Source organism: Pseudomonas poae, assembly GCF_001439785.1.
Lineage (GTDB): Bacteria > Pseudomonadota > Gammaproteobacteria > Pseudomonadales > Pseudomonadaceae > Aquipseudomonas > Aquipseudomonas poae.
This window is the reverse complement of the sequence record NZ_JYLI01000012.1, coordinates 174,668-189,784: the sequence shown is the minus strand read 5'-3', so window position 1 is coordinate 189,784 and position 15,117 is coordinate 174,668. Positions and strand designations below refer to the sequence as shown.

Here is a 15,117-nt window from a genome sequence, read left to right as displayed (position 1 = left end):
ATGACCGAACAACACTGGGGCCCAACCATCAGTGGCGATATCGTCGTCATCGGCGGCGGCTCGGCAGGCATTGGCCTGCTCGCCAGCCTGCTCAAGCGCGATCCGCAGCTGAGCATTACGCTCATCGAGCCGAGCGACCACCACAGCTACCAGCCCGCCTGGACGTTGGTCGGCGGCGGTGCCTACGACCTGCACAAGACCCGCCGCCCGCTGGCCGACGTATTGCCCAACGGCGTCACCTGGATCCAGGCGGCCGTCACTGAACTGCTGCCCGACCAGCAAACCCTTGCGCTCGACAGCGGCCAGCGCGTGAGCTGGAACACGCTCATCGTCTGCCCCGGCCTGCGTCTGGCGTGGGAGAAAGTCGAAGGCCTGCAGGACACCCTTGGCCAACACGGCGTCACCTCCAATTACTGCTATCAGCACGCGGCCTACACCTGGCAATTGGTGCAGCAACTCAAGGGCGGCAAGGCGATCTTTACCCAGCCGGCCATGCCGATCAAATGCGCGGGTGCGCCGCAAAAGGCCATGTACCTGTCCTGCGATCACTGGCTCAAACAGGGTCACCTGAAAAATATCGACGTCGAATTCAATCTGGCCGGCGCCGCGCTGTTCGGCGTGGCGACCTTCGTACCGCCGCTGATGAAGTACGTGGAAAAATACAACGCGCGGCTGGCGTTCAATTCCAACCTGATCAAGGTCGATGGCCCGGCACGCAAGGCCTGGTTCGAGGTGAAGGGGGCCGACGGCAACGTCAGCGTTGAGGAAAAATCCTTCGACCTGCTGCACGTGGTGCCGCCGCAAGTCTCCCCGGATTTCATCCGTCAAAGCCCGCTGGCCGACGCCGCCGGCTGGTGCGAGGTGAACCCCCACAGCCTGCAGCATCTGCGCTACCCGCACATTTTCGGGCTGGGCGATGTGTGCGGCACCAGCAACGCCAAGACCGCCGCGGCGGTGCGCAAGCAGATCGTGGTGGTTGCCGAAAACCTGCTGGCCCTGCGCAAACAGGCGCCGTTGCCGCTCAAGTACGACGGCTACGGCTCCTGCCCGTTGACGGTGGAGAAGGGCAAGGTGGTGTTGGCCGAGTTCGGCTACGGCGGCAAGCTGCTGCCGACCTTCCCCCTGGACCCGACCCGGGCACGGCGTTCGATGTGGTTCCTCAAGGCCACGCTGCTGCCGTGGTTCTACTGGAACGGCATGCTCAAGGGCCGCGAGTGGCTGACCCGCCTGAGTAAGGTGGACTGAATGCTGCTGGCGAGTGTGTTGGGTGTATTGATGGGCCTGGTCATGGGCTTGACCGGCGCGGGCGGCGGCATCCTCGGAGTGCCGGCGCTGGTGCTGGGGTTGGGATTGACGATGACCCAGGCCGCGCCGGTGTCACTGCTCGCGGTGGGCGCGGCGGCGGCGGTCGGCGCGATTGACGGCCTGCGCCACGGGCTGGTGCGTTATCGCGCGGCGCTGTTGATTGCCTTGCTCGGTGCGCTGTTTTCACCGCTGGGCGTGTTCGTGGCTCATCAGCTCTCGGAAACGGTGCTGATGGGGCTGTTCAGCGCGTTGATGGTACTGGTGGCCTGGCGCATGTTGCAGCGCGAAAAGGTCGAGCCCGGGCCGAGCGACCATGGCGCCGCGCTGTGGGGGCAGAAGAACTGCATGCTCAATCAGCAGACCGGGCGCCTGGCGTGGACCGCCAAATGTAGCGCCACCCTGGCTGCGCTGGGTGCCGTTACCGGTGCTGTCTCGGGCTTGCTGGGCGTGGGCGGTGGCTTCCTGATCGTGCCGGCGTTCAAACAATTGACCGATGTGCAAATGCGCGGAATTGTGGCGACGTCGTTGATGGTGGTCAGCCTGTTGTCGTTGATCGGCGTGGTGGGGGCGTTTCATGCGGGGGTGAGCATCGAGCCGGTGGGCTGGGCGTTCATTGGCGCGAGTGTCGTCGGCATGTTGATTGGGCGGCGATTGGGTTCGGTGATTGCGGCGCGCACGTTGCAGGTGGGGTTTGCCAGTTTGTGCGTGTTGGTTGCCGTTGGGATGTTGTTAAAGGCTTTGGTTTAGGGGGGACATATCCATTATTGGGGTAACGGCGGTTGGTGGTTCTGCCTTTACGGCGGGTCACTTTTGGAAGGCCAGGAAGCCAGCCCAGCCAAAAGTAACCAAAAGGTCCTCGCCCCTACACTCGGTGCCTCGCCCAGGCTCGGCATGCCCTCCGGACAGCGTGTTTGACGGGGCGCGTCAGATCAAAAGCAAAAGCGCGGCGGCCTGAGAGCCGACCGGAATTCTCTGCCGAACACTGTACAAAATGTGGGAGGGGGCTTGCTCCCAACGACCTTTGCGTTCGTTCTAATCTGAGCGTGGAAGAGCTACTGAGCATGCCAGTGAGATTGTCGATATGATTGAGGTCAAAGGGTTATGAAGCGACTCAACAGATACAGGGTATTCATCGCCAGCAACTGATGACGATCAGTATAGTCAGTTGAGTGTGCACAAGTGATGGTTGATGCTGTTTTGATGAGTAAGTGTCCCTTAGTGTCCTGACTGTTTGACTTAAGTAATAATTTGAAATCATTCAAGATTGTCTGCGATGCTGGTTCAAATTCGGCATCGCGGACAAATGAATTAAATAGTCTATATTTTAAAAATAGAATTGGTATAGCATATGAATTTTGCGGTGTGTGGCGCACGAACGGAAAATTAAAAAAACATCGCGTTAAAGCGAACTGCCTGATGTGTTGTTGAATTGGTTTTTATAAGTCAAGTAATGCACCTTGCTCTATAATTTGATGCACAGTTTTCGCGGATAAAATACACGCTATTCTATGAAAGGCATCACCCTTATTTTTCCCGCCATCGTCTACCACTGCTTTAGCGCTGAAATATAACGGAGGTATCGTAGCTAGCCTTGAAGCTTCATAAACCGCGAAGGCCTCCATCTCGAATGCTGTCATCTTTCGATGTTGAGCTTTAATACCGTCAACCATTTTCTCATCCGCAACAACTGCGCTACCGCTCGACGTGGCCGCGAGAATTATTTTAGGATTAAAAAATTCCTGTCCTTCAGGAAATTCACTCCGAGATAGGATTGTTCCGTGTTTCACAGAGTCAATAAGAGTTTCCGTGTCGAGAAGTTCTAATATTTTTCTTTCCAGCTTTGGAGGTATTTGAATGTTGTAGATTTCAGGTTCATAGCCTTTACTACTCCATTTTCCAAAGTCGTGTTGTTGACATACTTGTGATATGACTATGTCATATATACTTGCTTTTCCCTCTATTCCCGCGCAAATACCACTCATGCAAACAAGTTTTGGCTTAAATAAGTCGATTCCTCGCGATGTGATTATTGCACAGTTTACAAGCCCCATCCTAGGGGCGGTGATTATTGTTCCAGTTTTTCCACCAATCACTATTTCTCGACACTGTAGTCCATTTATCGTGATTGATGAACCTACCTTGTACCCGGCATCTTGGAAGCCCTTGGCTTCTTTGGTTAGTGCGCAAATGATGAGGAATTCATATGTAGGGAACGGAATACTACTTTCCAGCTTGGACCTCAAAACTTTTTTCCATTCCTCCTTGTTCTCGATGAATGTAACTACTGTGATATCTTGGAGGTTTAAAGTTTTAAAGTTTTCTTCCGCTGCGCTATTAAATTTCGTTAAAGCCAGAACAGCTGAGTTAGCGTTTGCGCATTCGCGATCTTTGAAAATATCAACGATACGCTCTGACACATTTGTGGTGTCAGTGCTATCCTTAAATAATGGGACTAAAAGGTCTACTATTATTAATTCATATTTTTTTCTCTGTGCTTTCTGAGAAAAGTCTTGAAGGTTTTCGCATGTGTCAATTATGATTTTGTCACTAAACTGACGTATCTCAGACTTTATCGCTTTCATCTTTTTTTCATCATCTTCGAGTAGCAAAACGTTCATACTTCCTCCAGAAGTGTTTTAAGTGGTAACTTCCATTCGCTTGAGCCTTCAGAGTACTTTATGCATCCCAAGACATTGCACTCAAGACGGTCTCTTATTTTTAAGGCAGCATCATGTACGGAGAAAAAAGTTCCTGAGATCTCTATTTCTGGATATTGAGTAATGACAATGCAAGGGTCGTTCCTCTCCATGGATCTAAGTTCCAAAAGTACTTCTAGTCCGCCAGTCAATAGTGACATAGGAGATCCGCCTCCTAATATTGCGGGGTGACTTGGAATCGCCATGTCGACTAAGATTAGGTCGTATATGGGTTCGTATAGAGCTTCGACGGCGTCTACAAGACTCGGGGCTGTGATTACAGTTGCATCGGGCCATTCGACCCCTAAAAAGTCGATAAGGCTTTTTGCTTTAAATCCGTCGTCTTCTACGAGTAGAATTTTTCTCATAAGTGTTCCAAAGTATAAGACACAGAAACGCTTACCGTACGATTTTCGCAAATTATGGATTCGATGTTAAAGTTTGGGTCCGACTGTTGAAGTTGATGTAGCTTTTTAATGCCGCTTCGTCCCTCTAGAAGTTGTGCATTATTAATATCATCGCCGGGTTTTATTTCTAACTTCTCGCGGATAGATTGCTCGGTGTCAGAGTCTTTTATTTGAGATGTGATGGTTACGGAAATAAATCCGAGTTTACCTTTTCTGCTTGGAGTAAGTTTAAAATTTCTTAGTACTTCACCGCTAGGCTTACCGTGCTTAGCAGCGTTGTAGACAATTACGTATAGCGCATCATAAATCACATGATAGGGGCCTCCGACTAGTTGTATGTCGTATGCCTCTTCGAATTCAGTATCAACTTCGAAGTCTGTGAAGTATACCCTAACCTCGGCTACCACTGCTTTATAGAGTAAGGGAAGAGATGCTTTTGGTGATGCACTGAGAGGTCTTTTGAACCAGCCGTACATTGCCAAAAGTTTTTCATCAATCATGTGTACCAAATCTCGGTTGAAATCTTTCAAGCGCTCAGAATATCTAGCTTGATTAGGTGCGCTTAGTCTTAATTCGCTTAGAAGCTGATCGTTCATCAAACGTGATCTTTGGTTTTTTAGAAAAGTATTGATGTTTTTTAAGTCGACTTCAGCAATTCGCCAGCAATATTCAGTTATATTTGGCACCGCTCGAATTGTTGTATTGTGTTCTATGAAGTCTTTGACAAGATTTTTAGCGCAGGCAATTGCAATTTCCATCTTTGCCCAATCAGAAATGTTGGGTTTAAGTAATCCGTTTCTCTTGCCTGTAGACTCAATATGCAAATTTTCATTAATGATGCTATCTATAGAAAGTTCATAGGATTTTTTCCAGCGCGCCCATCGTGCCGAAAAATTCACATCCCTGAAAAGTGGTGCATACCATTCTACGCTCTCAATAGCTATAACGCTAAAATATAAATGTCCTTTAAAGGTTCCATGTCTTATCCGTCGCCCCAAGTACGATGCGATACCAAATATGCTATTTGAACAAAAGCTTTCGTAGGCATGTTCTACAATTTGAAGCAGCTGACCGTCCTCTACACCTATATTTGTATGATTGTGTTCCATGCTAGTTAGTACCATATCTAGCTCACGTATTAGCTCATCCTTGAACCACTCTGAAAATCTTGCAGCATCGACATATATTCTATGGTCGTCTAGCTCATTGCGGACTCGATTGATTTGGTGGTCAATAATAAGCGTTCGTGCTCTGTCTAAAAAACTTTTCTCTCCTGTGGTTTCACCCATCCATTTATGAAGAGCTGCCCTTGTTTCGGTAATTTGTGCGGAGGTTTTTATTATGTGTACAAGTTTTGCTATGAAATCCTCTACGCATACGGCGTAGGTGAACTTTGCAACAACGTTAGAGTCTTTTGCAATGGTTTCGACAAAGTTAACAAGGTCGCCGTTGTGCGATTCAATTACAACCTGCTGTAAAATTCTTCGAAGTTGATGGTCATCGCCTTCGTTTCGACTGCGTCGGGCTATAAGTAAATAGTATATTATTTTTGATATTTTTGAACCCGCAAAAACTGCAAGGGTTTTCAAATGCGCTGCATTTGTTGTCTTGTCCAAATCGTAAGTTTTGCTCATTATCTCGAATAGCGATTTTTCTGATATAAAGTCGTTGCCCTCTGACTTGTGCACTAAAAAATTAAACACGGCTGTGCGTGTCATGAAACCATTGTTTTCCAACTCGCGAAGTTTTGTGGGCGAGTGAAGAGTCAGATCTTTACACTTTGCTAAACTTTCTAAGCTTATATTGCTAACTGTTTTTTCGATTTGTTCGATCAGAGCTTTGTCGAGATTAAAGTAATCTGCTTCCGGGTCATCATAGAAATGATCGAGTAAAATTCTATATTCTATAATATTTTTGTTTTCCAGCCATGCGCTGGATCTTTTGTAAAAAATGGATTCTCCATCCTCGATTTCGCAATACTTTTCAGCTATTGATTCAAGACTGGATTGTTCTGCATCCCAAGAGTCGAAGAATGAAAGTAAGGTCGAGTCTTTGATAATTGGTATAAGCGTTCTATTTATTTTTATTATAATCAAAGCATCGATTAATGACGATTGTAAACTGCTTTGAATCAACTCTCCGAGATCAGAAAAGTCTTTTGCATGCGGGTGCAGAGGTATTCTTGCTATATCTCGTGTGTATTTGTTTCTGGAGCCTCTGTTTGCTAAGTTCATGATGGAACGTTTTAAACTTAATATTTCCTGTTCTTCTTTGTAGCTATTAATTAAGGAGCTGGCAATTAAATTACTTGCGCCTAGGCCGGCCTGTTCCAGAATCAGGTCTACCGACCTTAGAGGTTGCCCGTTGAAATTCTCTGTGTGCATTAATGCTGCTTTTCTGAGTAGGAAGTTACTGCTGCCAACCGTCTCAAGTATAAGTCCTAGGGCTTCATCCGCTGCAGCGAAATCTTTTGATAGAATTCTATCATTTAGATAGCATGCGAGAGTTTTGAAGTTGTTCAGGATGTCTAAGTGTTCTCGCGCCAAACGTTCTATTTGTTCAACTTGTTTGCTAGGTAGGAGAGCGCATAAGCGAATATAGTTTTCCTTTGTTTGTATTTTGCTCGGGAAAAGTTCGGGTATTATTTCGCCAGGTTCTTTCGATCTGCCGCGTATTACTCTTTCAATCTGCAGAATTTCATTAATTGATTTTGATTTTCGCAAAGAATTTAATAGTTTGAATGATACGCCAGACTCCCCGGTGAGCATTGCTCGAACTTGGTTGCGTGTGCGATGCTGTAACTTTCTAAGGTCATCAATTTTTTGATATGGTGTTGTTTCATAGTTGATTTTCATAAAGCTGCTCCGCGATAAGTGCAGGATCGCGAACAAGGCTGATCGTACGGCTTTACAAGGTTGTTTTTTTGATAGTCGATAGCTCGCATGCGGAATTCTCCCTGAACGATACGCATGAAGGCAATTTAGCATCATTGATGCTGGCGCAGCTATTACATTTTTGGACTTAAATAAACGTGGCGCGAAATTAATTCGATGGAGTACTGAAATTTTTTGCTCCGCTTGTGGATGATAAGGATTCAACCCGCTCTCGATTTCAGAAAGGACCAGTGGTTGAGTCGCGCCAGAAAAGTCTCTTTTGTTATATAGCAAGATGAACCCCGCTCAGGTTTACTACTCCCAAAGTCGTGGATTTCACCGACTTCCCCGTCGGCTCACCAAGGTCACCCAATGGACAACTACACCCCCCACCCCTGGCAGCCCCATGAGCGACCGACCTTGCCCGGTTCGCCGTCGACGCCGCTGCATCCCACCCACAAGCGCTGGCTGTTCGCGCTGGTCGGTGCGCTGGTGGCGATCACCGGGGGGCTGGGTAACGCACTGGTCATCGCCAACCTGCAATACCTGCAAGGCGCCCTCGGTGCGACCACCGCAGAGATGGCCTGGCTGCCCGCCGCCTACGTGATGACCAACGTGTGCATGAACCTGTTGCTGGTGAAGTTTCGTCAGCAGTTCGGCTTGCGTGCGTTCACCGAGGTGTTTCTGGTGCTGTACGTGCTGGTCACCTTCGGCCATTTGTTCGTCAACGACCTCAGTTCGGCCATCGCCGTGCGGGCGGCCCATGGCATGGTGGGGGCCGCGCTGAGTTCGTTGGGCTTGTACTACATGATCCAGGCCTTCCCGGCCAAGTGGCGCTTGCGTTCGCTGGTGCTCGGGCTGGGCACCGCGCAGTTGGCCTTGCCGTTGGCGCGGTTGTTCTCCGAAGACCTGCTGCAGATTGCCGAATGGCGCGGCTTGTACCTGTTTGAGCTGGGCCTGGCGCTGATCTGCCTGGGCTGCGTGTTCCTCCTCAAATTACCGCCCGGCGATCGCTTCAAGACCTTTGAAAAACTCGATTTTCTCACCTTCGCCATCCTCGCCACCGGCGTGGCCCTGCTGTGTGCGGTGCTGTCCCTGGGGCGTATCGACTGGTGGCTGGAGGCACCCTGGATCGGCGTGGCGTCGGCCTGTTCCCTGGTGCTGATCATGGCGGGCCTTGCCATCGAGCATAACCGCGCCAACCCGCTGCTGATGACGCGTTGGCTCGGCAGCGGCGTGATGATTCGTCTGGCGCTGGCGGTGATCCTGATTCGCATGGTGCTGTCGGAGCAGTCCACCGGCGCAGTGGGTTTCATGCAGATGCTCAACATGAGCTACGAGCAGATGCACACGCTGTACGTGGTGATGCTGGCCGGGGCGCTTGCGGGGCTGGTGGTCAGCGCGTTGACGATCAACCCGGCGCACCTGCTGATGCCGCTGGTGATTTCCCTGGCGCTGATGGCCACCGGCTCGGTCATGGACAGTTTCTCCAGCAACCTCACGCGGCCGCAGAACCTGTATGTCAGCCAGTTCCTGCTGGGCTTTGGCGGCACGTTTTTCCTCGGACCGACCATGGTGCTCGGCACCAAAAACGTATTGGCCAACCCGCGCAACCTGGTGAGTTTTTCGGTGATGTTCGGCATTTGCCAGAACCTCGGCGGGCTGATCGGCGCGGCGTTGCTCGGCACCTTCCAGGTCGTGCGTGAGAAGTACCATTCCAGCATGATCGTCGAACACCTGACCCTGCTCGACCCGCGCGTTGCGGCGCGGGTGCAGAGCGGCGCGGCGGCCTATGGCGGGGTGATCGCCGATCCGCAGTTGCGCAACCTGCAGGGCATCCGCAGCCTGGCCACGGCGGCGACCCGTGAAGCGAACGTGATGGCCTACAACGATGTCTTCATGCTGATCGCGATCATCGCGATCCTTACCATGAGCTGGATCTTCATTCGCAGCCTGTGGCTGATGAGCACCACCCAGGCAGTTCCTCCCGTTCAACCCAGCGGCGCACCTTCATGACCGAACCGACCACCACAACCACCAATGCCATCGCTGCCACGCCGGAAGGCAGCACGCCGCCGGGCGCCACGGCGACCGAGCCGCGCTCCTTGCGGGTGCGCATCCTCTCTTCCCTGGGCTTTGCCGCGATTGCCATCGTCGGTGTGTTGATCGTGCTCTACGCCTGGCAGTTGCCGCCGTTCAGCAGTGCGGTGGAAACCACCGAGAACGCGTTGGTACGCGGCCAGGTGACGATCATCGGCCCGCAGCTCAGCGGTTATGTGTTCGAGGTGCCGGTGCAGGACTTCCAGTACGTCAAGGCCGGCGACCTGCTGGTGCGCCTCGATGACCGCATCTATCAGCAGCGCCTCGACCAGGCGCTGGCGCAACGGGCGGTGCAGAAGGCGGCGTTGGCCAATGTGGTGCAGCAGCGCAACAGCGCGCAAGCCACCATCAAGCTGCGCCAGGCCGCACTGGTGGACAGCCAGGCCCAGGCGCGCAAAAGCAGCGCCGACCTGCGCCGCAATGAAGAACTGATCAGCGATGGCTCGGTGTCCAGGCGCGAGCTGGACGTGACCCGCGCCGCGCAGGCGCAAACCGTTGCGGCGGTGGCCCAGGCCCAGGCCAATCTGGAGATTGCGCGGCAGGACCTGCAGACAGTGATCGTCAATCGCGGTTCGCTGGAAGCGGCGGTGGCAAGTGCCGATGCCGCGGTGGCGCTGGCGCGTATCGACCTGGCCAACACGCGCATCACCGCGCCGCGCGACGGCCAACTGGGACAGATCGGCGTGCGCCTGGGCGCCTACGTCAATTCCGGCGCGCAGTTGATGGCGCTGGTGCCCAACCAGCTGTGGGTGATCGCCAATATGAAAGAAACCCAGATGGCCGATGTGCAGATCGGCCAGCCGGTGTCTTTCACTGTGGATGCACTGAACCACCGCAGGTTTCATGGCACGGTGCAGCATATTTCGCCGGCGACGGGCTCGGAATTCAGCCTGTTGCAGGCGGACAATGCCACTGGCAACTTTGTGAAGATCGCCCAGCGGGTGCCGGTGAGGATTAGCGTGGACCCGGGGCAGGCTGACAGCGAGCGGTTGCGGCCGGGGTTGTCGGTGGTGGTGAGTATTGATACTGCAGGGCGGCTGAAGAACAGCCCGCCCTGACACGCCGCTATCGCAGGCAAGCCAGCTCCCACAGGGTTTGTGGTGTTACAGGGGCGTGTATTTCAAGGTGAAGTTGAGTTGGGTTGACTGGTGTTGTTCCAGCAGCTTCAAGCCGGGTCGGCCGGGCAGGTGATGGGCATTGACCGGATGACTCACCGGCTCGATGCAAAAGAATTCAAGCCCCGGCGGGCAGTACAGGAGGAAGTAATCGGCGCCGGTGGCCTCGCATTCCAGGGCATAGGCCAAGTCCGGCTGTTCGATCCGGCAGCGCCCATCCCACTGGCAAAAGCCGTTGTCCACCAACGCCTGAGGCAACTCCTTGAGTTGGCGAAAGTCCCAGGCTTCGGGAATCGGCGCCAACGCCGTGGGTAATTTGGATGCATCGCTCATCCACACTTGCGACGCCCTGGCCTGCAACCGCGTGCCCGGCCTGCGGGGCAGGTAGGGATGCAAGCCCAAACCGTGCCAGGCCGGCTGCGCGGCCAGGTGGGTTACCCGCAATTGAATGCTCAGTTCACCGTCGCTCAAGCCAAACCGCTGCTCGGCGCGATAGGCGAACGGCGTCTCGCAGACTATCGCCAGCACCACTTCCTCCGCCGTCCGGCTCACGACCTGCCAGGGCTGTTGCCAGGCCGAGCCATGAATCGGCAGGGGATCGGTGAGGCTGTTGGGCGTCAACGCCAGCCAACCCTCGGGGTTGTCAAAACCGCCTTCGGCCACCCGGTTCGACCAGGGCGCCAACGGATAGCACCCCAGCTTGCCCGGCAACCCGGTACTGATCGCATGCTCATCGCTGTTTCGCAACAGCGGCTGCCCGGTGGCGCGCACCGTCCAGTTGACGATGCTGCCACCCACTGCCGGGGACAGGGTGAGGCGCGTCAGGTGATCCTCCAGCTCGATCATCACAGCACCACGCTCGGCAGCCACAGCGACAGCGCCGGGATGTAGGTCACCGCGATCAGCACCAGGAACAGCACCGCGTAGAACGGCAGCAGCGCCTTCACGGTTTTCTCGATGGTGGTCTTGCCCACCGCCGCGCCGACAAACAGCACCGCGCCCACCGGCGGGGTGATCAGGCCGATGCCGAGGTTCACCAGCATGATCATGCCGAAGTGCACCGGGTCGACGCCGATGCCGACGATCACCGGTAGCAGGATCGGTGTGAGGATGAGGATCAGCGGCGCCATGTCCATCACCGTGCCCAGCAACAGCAGCATGGCGTTGATGCACATGAGGATCACGTAGCGGTTGTCCGAGAGGGTCAGGAACATCGTGGTGATCTTCGCCGGGATCTGCATCAGGGTCATGATGTAGCCGAAGCTGGCGGCGAAGGCGATCAGGATCATCACGATGGAAATGGTACGCACCGTGCGGTGCATCAGCTTGGGCAGCTCGTGCCATTTGTAGTCGCGGTAGATGAACATGGTCACGAAAAACGCCCACAGCACCGCAATCGCCGCCGACTCAGTGGCGGTGAAGATGCCCGAGAGGATGCCGCCAAGGATGATCACCATGGCCATCAGGCCCCAGAGCGCGTCGGCGGCGATTTTCAGCGCCTGCTTCAGGGGGATGACTTCGCCCTTGGGGTAGTTGCGTTTTTTCGCGAAGATCAGGCACAGCACCATCAGGCACGCGCTCATCAACAGCCCCGGCACCACGCCGGCCATGAACAGCGAGGCAATCGACACCGTGCCGCCGGCTGCGAGGGAGTAGAGCACCGAGTTATGGCTGGGCGGGGTCAGCAGGGCCTGCACCGAACCGCTCACGGTAACCGCCGTGGCAAACTCCCGGGGGTAGCCACGGCGTTCCATTTCCGGGATCAGCACCGAGCCCACCGAGGCGGTGTCGGCCACCGACGAGCCGGAGATGGCGCCGAAAAACGTCGAGGCCATGATGTTGACCAGCGACAGGCCGCCGCGCACAAAGCCCACCAGCACCCCGGCAAACGCCACCAGCCGCCGCGACATGCCGCCCTCGGCCATGATCGCGCCGGCCAGTACGAAGAACGGAATTGCCATCAGCGAAAACTTGTTCACCCCGCCGGCCACCTGAATCATCAGCGCCTGGAACGGAATGTCGATCCACCATGCGCCGATCAGCGCCGAAAGCCCCAAGGCGTAGGCCACCGGCATGCCGATCAGGATCAGGGCGACAAAGCTGCCGAGCAGAATCAATGCGTCCATATCAGGCAGCTCCTTCGCTTTCTTCAACCAGGTCGAAACGCACCACGCGGCGATTGCTCTGGTCGCCCAGCAGAAGTTTTTCCAGCACGAACACCAGGGTCAGCAGCCCGCCGATCGGGATCGGCATGTAGGTGATGCCCACGCGCAGGGTGGGGATGGCGCTCATGAACTGGTTCCAGGTGGACAGGCACAGCTTGCTGCCCCAAATGGTCATGAACAGGCAGATGGTCGCCATCAACAGTTGCGAGAGGACGCCGACGATGCGGCGTTGGGCGGGCGGCAGGCGGTCGGTGACCATGGCCACCGACATGTGCGCGCCGGCGCGGTAGCTGGCGGCGGCGCCAATGAAGGTGAATACCAGCATCAGCAGGATCGCGGTGGGCTCCGGCCAACTGGAGCCGGTGCCGAGGATGTAGCGGGCGAAGATGCCCCAGGGAATGATCAGCGCCACCCCCAGCACGGACAGGCCGGCGACCCAGATACAGGTCATGTAGAGGCGGTCATTGAAGCGCAGCAGTAGATTCTTCATGGCGTTCACCGTGACCGGGCGCGTTGATGCCGACCGCGCCGGGCCTTGTCAGGAAGGAGGGCGTTATTGAACCGCGTCGATGCGCTTGATCAGGTCGGCGTAAGGCGCGCCGTACTTGGCGCGCACTGCTGCGGTGGCGTCATAGAAGGGCTTTTTGTCGACGGTGATGAACTCCACGCCTGCGGCCTTGAGTTTGGTTTCGCTGCTGGCGGACTTGGCGTCCCACAACACACGCTCATCGGCCTGGGCGGCCTTGGCGGCTTTTTTCACCATGTCCTGCTGGGCCGGGGTGAGCTTGTTCCAGGTGATTTTCGACATCACGATGGGCTCGGGCAGGATCAGGTGTTCGGTGAGGGTGTAGAACTTGGCGTTCTGGAAGTGGTTGTGCTCGAGCATGGTGGGCGGGTTGTTTTCCGCGCCGTCGATCACGCCGGTCTGCAGGGCGCTGAAGATCTCGCCGGTGTCCATGGCGATACCGTTGGCGCCCATGGCGTTGAAGGCGTCGATGAACAACGGGTTGCCCTGTACGCGAATCTTCATGCCCTTGAGGTCTTCGATTTTGCGCACCGGCTCTTTGGTGTAGAGGTTGCGCGTGCCGCCGTCCATCCAGGCCAGGGCCACCAGGCCGAATTCGGAGTCGGTGATCTTGGCGAGAATCTCATCGCCGATCTCGCCATCGATGACCTTGCGCATGTGCGCCTGGTCGCGGAACACGAACGGCAGGTTGAACACATTCACATCCGGCACGACCGGCCCGACGATACCGAGGCTGACGCGGGTCATCTGCACCGCGCCGACCTGGGCCTGTTCGACCACTTCCTTCTCGGAGCCCAGCACGCCGCCGGGGAAGAACTTGAAGGTCAGTTCGCCGTTGCTCTCCTTAGTGAGCGCGGCGCCCATGTTCTTTTCGGCGACCACGGTGGGATAGCCGTCGGGGTGGATATCGGCGAATTTGATTTCCAGCGCCTGGGCGGCGCTGCTGAGGGTGAACAGTGCGGTGACGAGTAACGTGCGTTTGAAGTCCATGGGGTATCACTCCTGTCTTGTTATTTTTGTATTCAAGGCACAGCGATGCAGCTAGGGGATGAAGCGCGGTTCGGGCAGTCCCTTGACGCCGGGGTTGAGGGCGAACACGCCACCGGACAGGGACTGGTCACTGTTGTCATCGCGAATCGAGGTGACGAACAACGTATCCAGACGGCTGCCGCCGAAGGCGCACATGGTCGGTTTTTTCACCGGTACGGTAAGTGACTGGTCGAGGCGACCGTCGGGGGTGAAACGGTGCACCAGGCCGGCGTCATTGGCGCAGATCCAGTAGCAGCCGTCGGCATCCACCGCCGCGCCATCGGGGCGGCCGAGGAATTTATGCATGTCGACAAACACCCGGCGATTGCTCGGGGTGCCGCTGTCGATGTCGTAGTCAAAGGCCCAGATCTGCTGCACCAGCGGGTGCGAATCCGAAGCGTACATCGTGCGGCCGTCGGGGCTGAAGGCCAGGCCGTTGAGGGTGATGAAACCGTTCAACTGGGCATGGGGCGCGGCGCCGGAATCATAGCGATAAAGCGTGCCTTCGGCCGCGTTCAAGCCCATGTTCAGCACCATGCTGCCGGCCCAGAAGCGGCCCTGGCGGTCGCAGCGGCCGTCGTTGAGGCGCATGTCCTCGCGGGGGTGTTCGACGCTGGCCAGTGGCGTGGTGTCGAGGCTGCCATCGTTGTAAGGCGTGAGCTGGAAGAAGCCTGATTCCATGCCTGCGACCCAATTGCCGGCAGTGGTGCGGGCAATGCAGGCGAGCATCTGCGGGGCCTTCCACGCGGCGATATGGCCGCTGTCGGCGCTCCAGCGTTGCAGGCCACCGTTGGGGATATCCACCCAATACAGGGCGTTTTCCTCGGGCACCCACACCGGGCATTCGCCCACGGCGTTGCGGGCGTCGACAATCAATTCAGCGGTCATGGCCACTCATTCC

Annotated in this window: 12 protein-coding genes; 4 read left to right on the top strand and 8 right to left on the bottom strand. The window is 55.4% G+C overall.

Going from position 1 to position 15,117, the window contains the following annotated elements; translation table 11 throughout:
- Both TU75_RS16205 and TU75_RS16200 read left to right on the top strand, forming a co-directional pair.
- On the top strand, positions 1–1,245 hold the full coding sequence (locus tag TU75_RS16205) for an NAD(P)/FAD-dependent oxidoreductase (RefSeq protein WP_060549493.1): 1,245 nt from the start codon (positions 1–3) through the stop codon (positions 1,243–1,245).
- On the top strand, positions 1,246–2,052 hold the full coding sequence (locus TU75_RS16200) for a sulfite exporter TauE/SafE family protein (protein ID WP_003234202.1): 807 nt from the start codon (positions 1,246–1,248) through the stop codon (positions 2,050–2,052).
- 689 nt (positions 2,053–2,741) lie between these two features.
- Here TU75_RS16200 and TU75_RS16195 read toward each other — a convergent pair.
- From TU75_RS16195 to TU75_RS28105, 3 genes are read right to left on the bottom strand one after another with little or no spacing between them, the layout of a single operon-like run.
- Positions 2,742–3,923, bottom strand: coding sequence for a phosphorylase family protein (locus tag TU75_RS16195; protein ID WP_060549492.1), 1,182 nt, complete (start codon positions 3,921–3,923; stop codon positions 2,742–2,744).
- Positions 3,920–4,369 (bottom strand): DNA-binding transcriptional response regulator, encoded by a 450-nt coding sequence (locus TU75_RS16190; protein WP_060549491.1) that lies wholly within the window; start codon positions 4,367–4,369, stop codon positions 3,920–3,922. The genes TU75_RS16195 and TU75_RS16190 overlap by 4 nt, the downstream gene beginning before the upstream one ends.
- Entirely contained in the window at positions 4,366–7,263 is a 2,898-nt protein-coding gene (locus TU75_RS28105) for a hypothetical protein (RefSeq protein WP_231981936.1), read from the bottom strand. Before TU75_RS28105 ends, TU75_RS16190 begins: the two co-directional genes overlap by 4 nt.
- 390 nt (positions 7,264–7,653) lie before the next feature.
- Here TU75_RS28105 and TU75_RS16180 point away from each other — a divergent pair, with 390 nt between their 5' ends.
- Both TU75_RS16180 and TU75_RS16175 read left to right on the top strand, forming a co-directional pair.
- On the top strand, positions 7,654–9,297 hold the full coding sequence (locus tag TU75_RS16180) for an MFS transporter (RefSeq protein ID WP_003238234.1): 1,644 nt from the start codon (positions 7,654–7,656) through the stop codon (positions 9,295–9,297).
- Entirely contained in the window at positions 9,294–10,439 is a 1,146-nt protein-coding gene (locus TU75_RS16175; RefSeq protein ID WP_003238237.1) for an HlyD family secretion protein, read from the top strand. Before TU75_RS16180 ends, TU75_RS16175 begins: the two co-directional genes overlap by 4 nt.
- A gap of 45 nt (positions 10,440–10,484) precedes the next feature.
- Here TU75_RS16175 and TU75_RS16170 read toward each other — a convergent pair whose 3' ends face one another.
- From TU75_RS16170 to TU75_RS16150, 5 genes are all read right to left on the bottom strand, one after another.
- Positions 10,485–11,342, bottom strand: a complete 858-nt coding sequence (locus tag TU75_RS16170; RefSeq protein WP_060549490.1) for an aldose 1-epimerase — start codon at positions 11,340–11,342, stop codon at positions 10,485–10,487.
- Complete coding sequence (locus tag TU75_RS16165) at positions 11,342–12,622, bottom strand: TRAP transporter large permease (protein ID WP_003238241.1); 1,281 nt, start codon at positions 12,620–12,622, stop codon at positions 11,342–11,344. The genes TU75_RS16170 and TU75_RS16165 overlap by 1 nt, the downstream gene beginning before the upstream one ends.
- Position 12,623: 1 nt before the next feature.
- Positions 12,624–13,151: a TRAP transporter small permease gene (locus TU75_RS16160; RefSeq protein WP_015372468.1), complete on the bottom strand. Its 528-nt coding sequence runs from the start codon at positions 13,149–13,151 to the stop codon at positions 12,624–12,626.
- A 63-nt stretch (positions 13,152–13,214) separates the two neighbouring features.
- Complete coding sequence (locus TU75_RS16155; RefSeq protein WP_060549489.1) at positions 13,215–14,177, bottom strand: TRAP transporter substrate-binding protein; 963 nt, start codon at positions 14,175–14,177, stop codon at positions 13,215–13,217.
- A gap of 51 nt (positions 14,178–14,228) precedes the next feature.
- The gene (locus TU75_RS16150; protein WP_003238247.1) at positions 14,229–15,104 is read right to left on the bottom strand and encodes an SMP-30/gluconolactonase/LRE family protein; all 876 of its coding nucleotides are present in this window, start codon (positions 15,102–15,104) and stop codon (positions 14,229–14,231) included.
- Positions 15,105–15,117 lie beyond the last annotated feature (13 nt).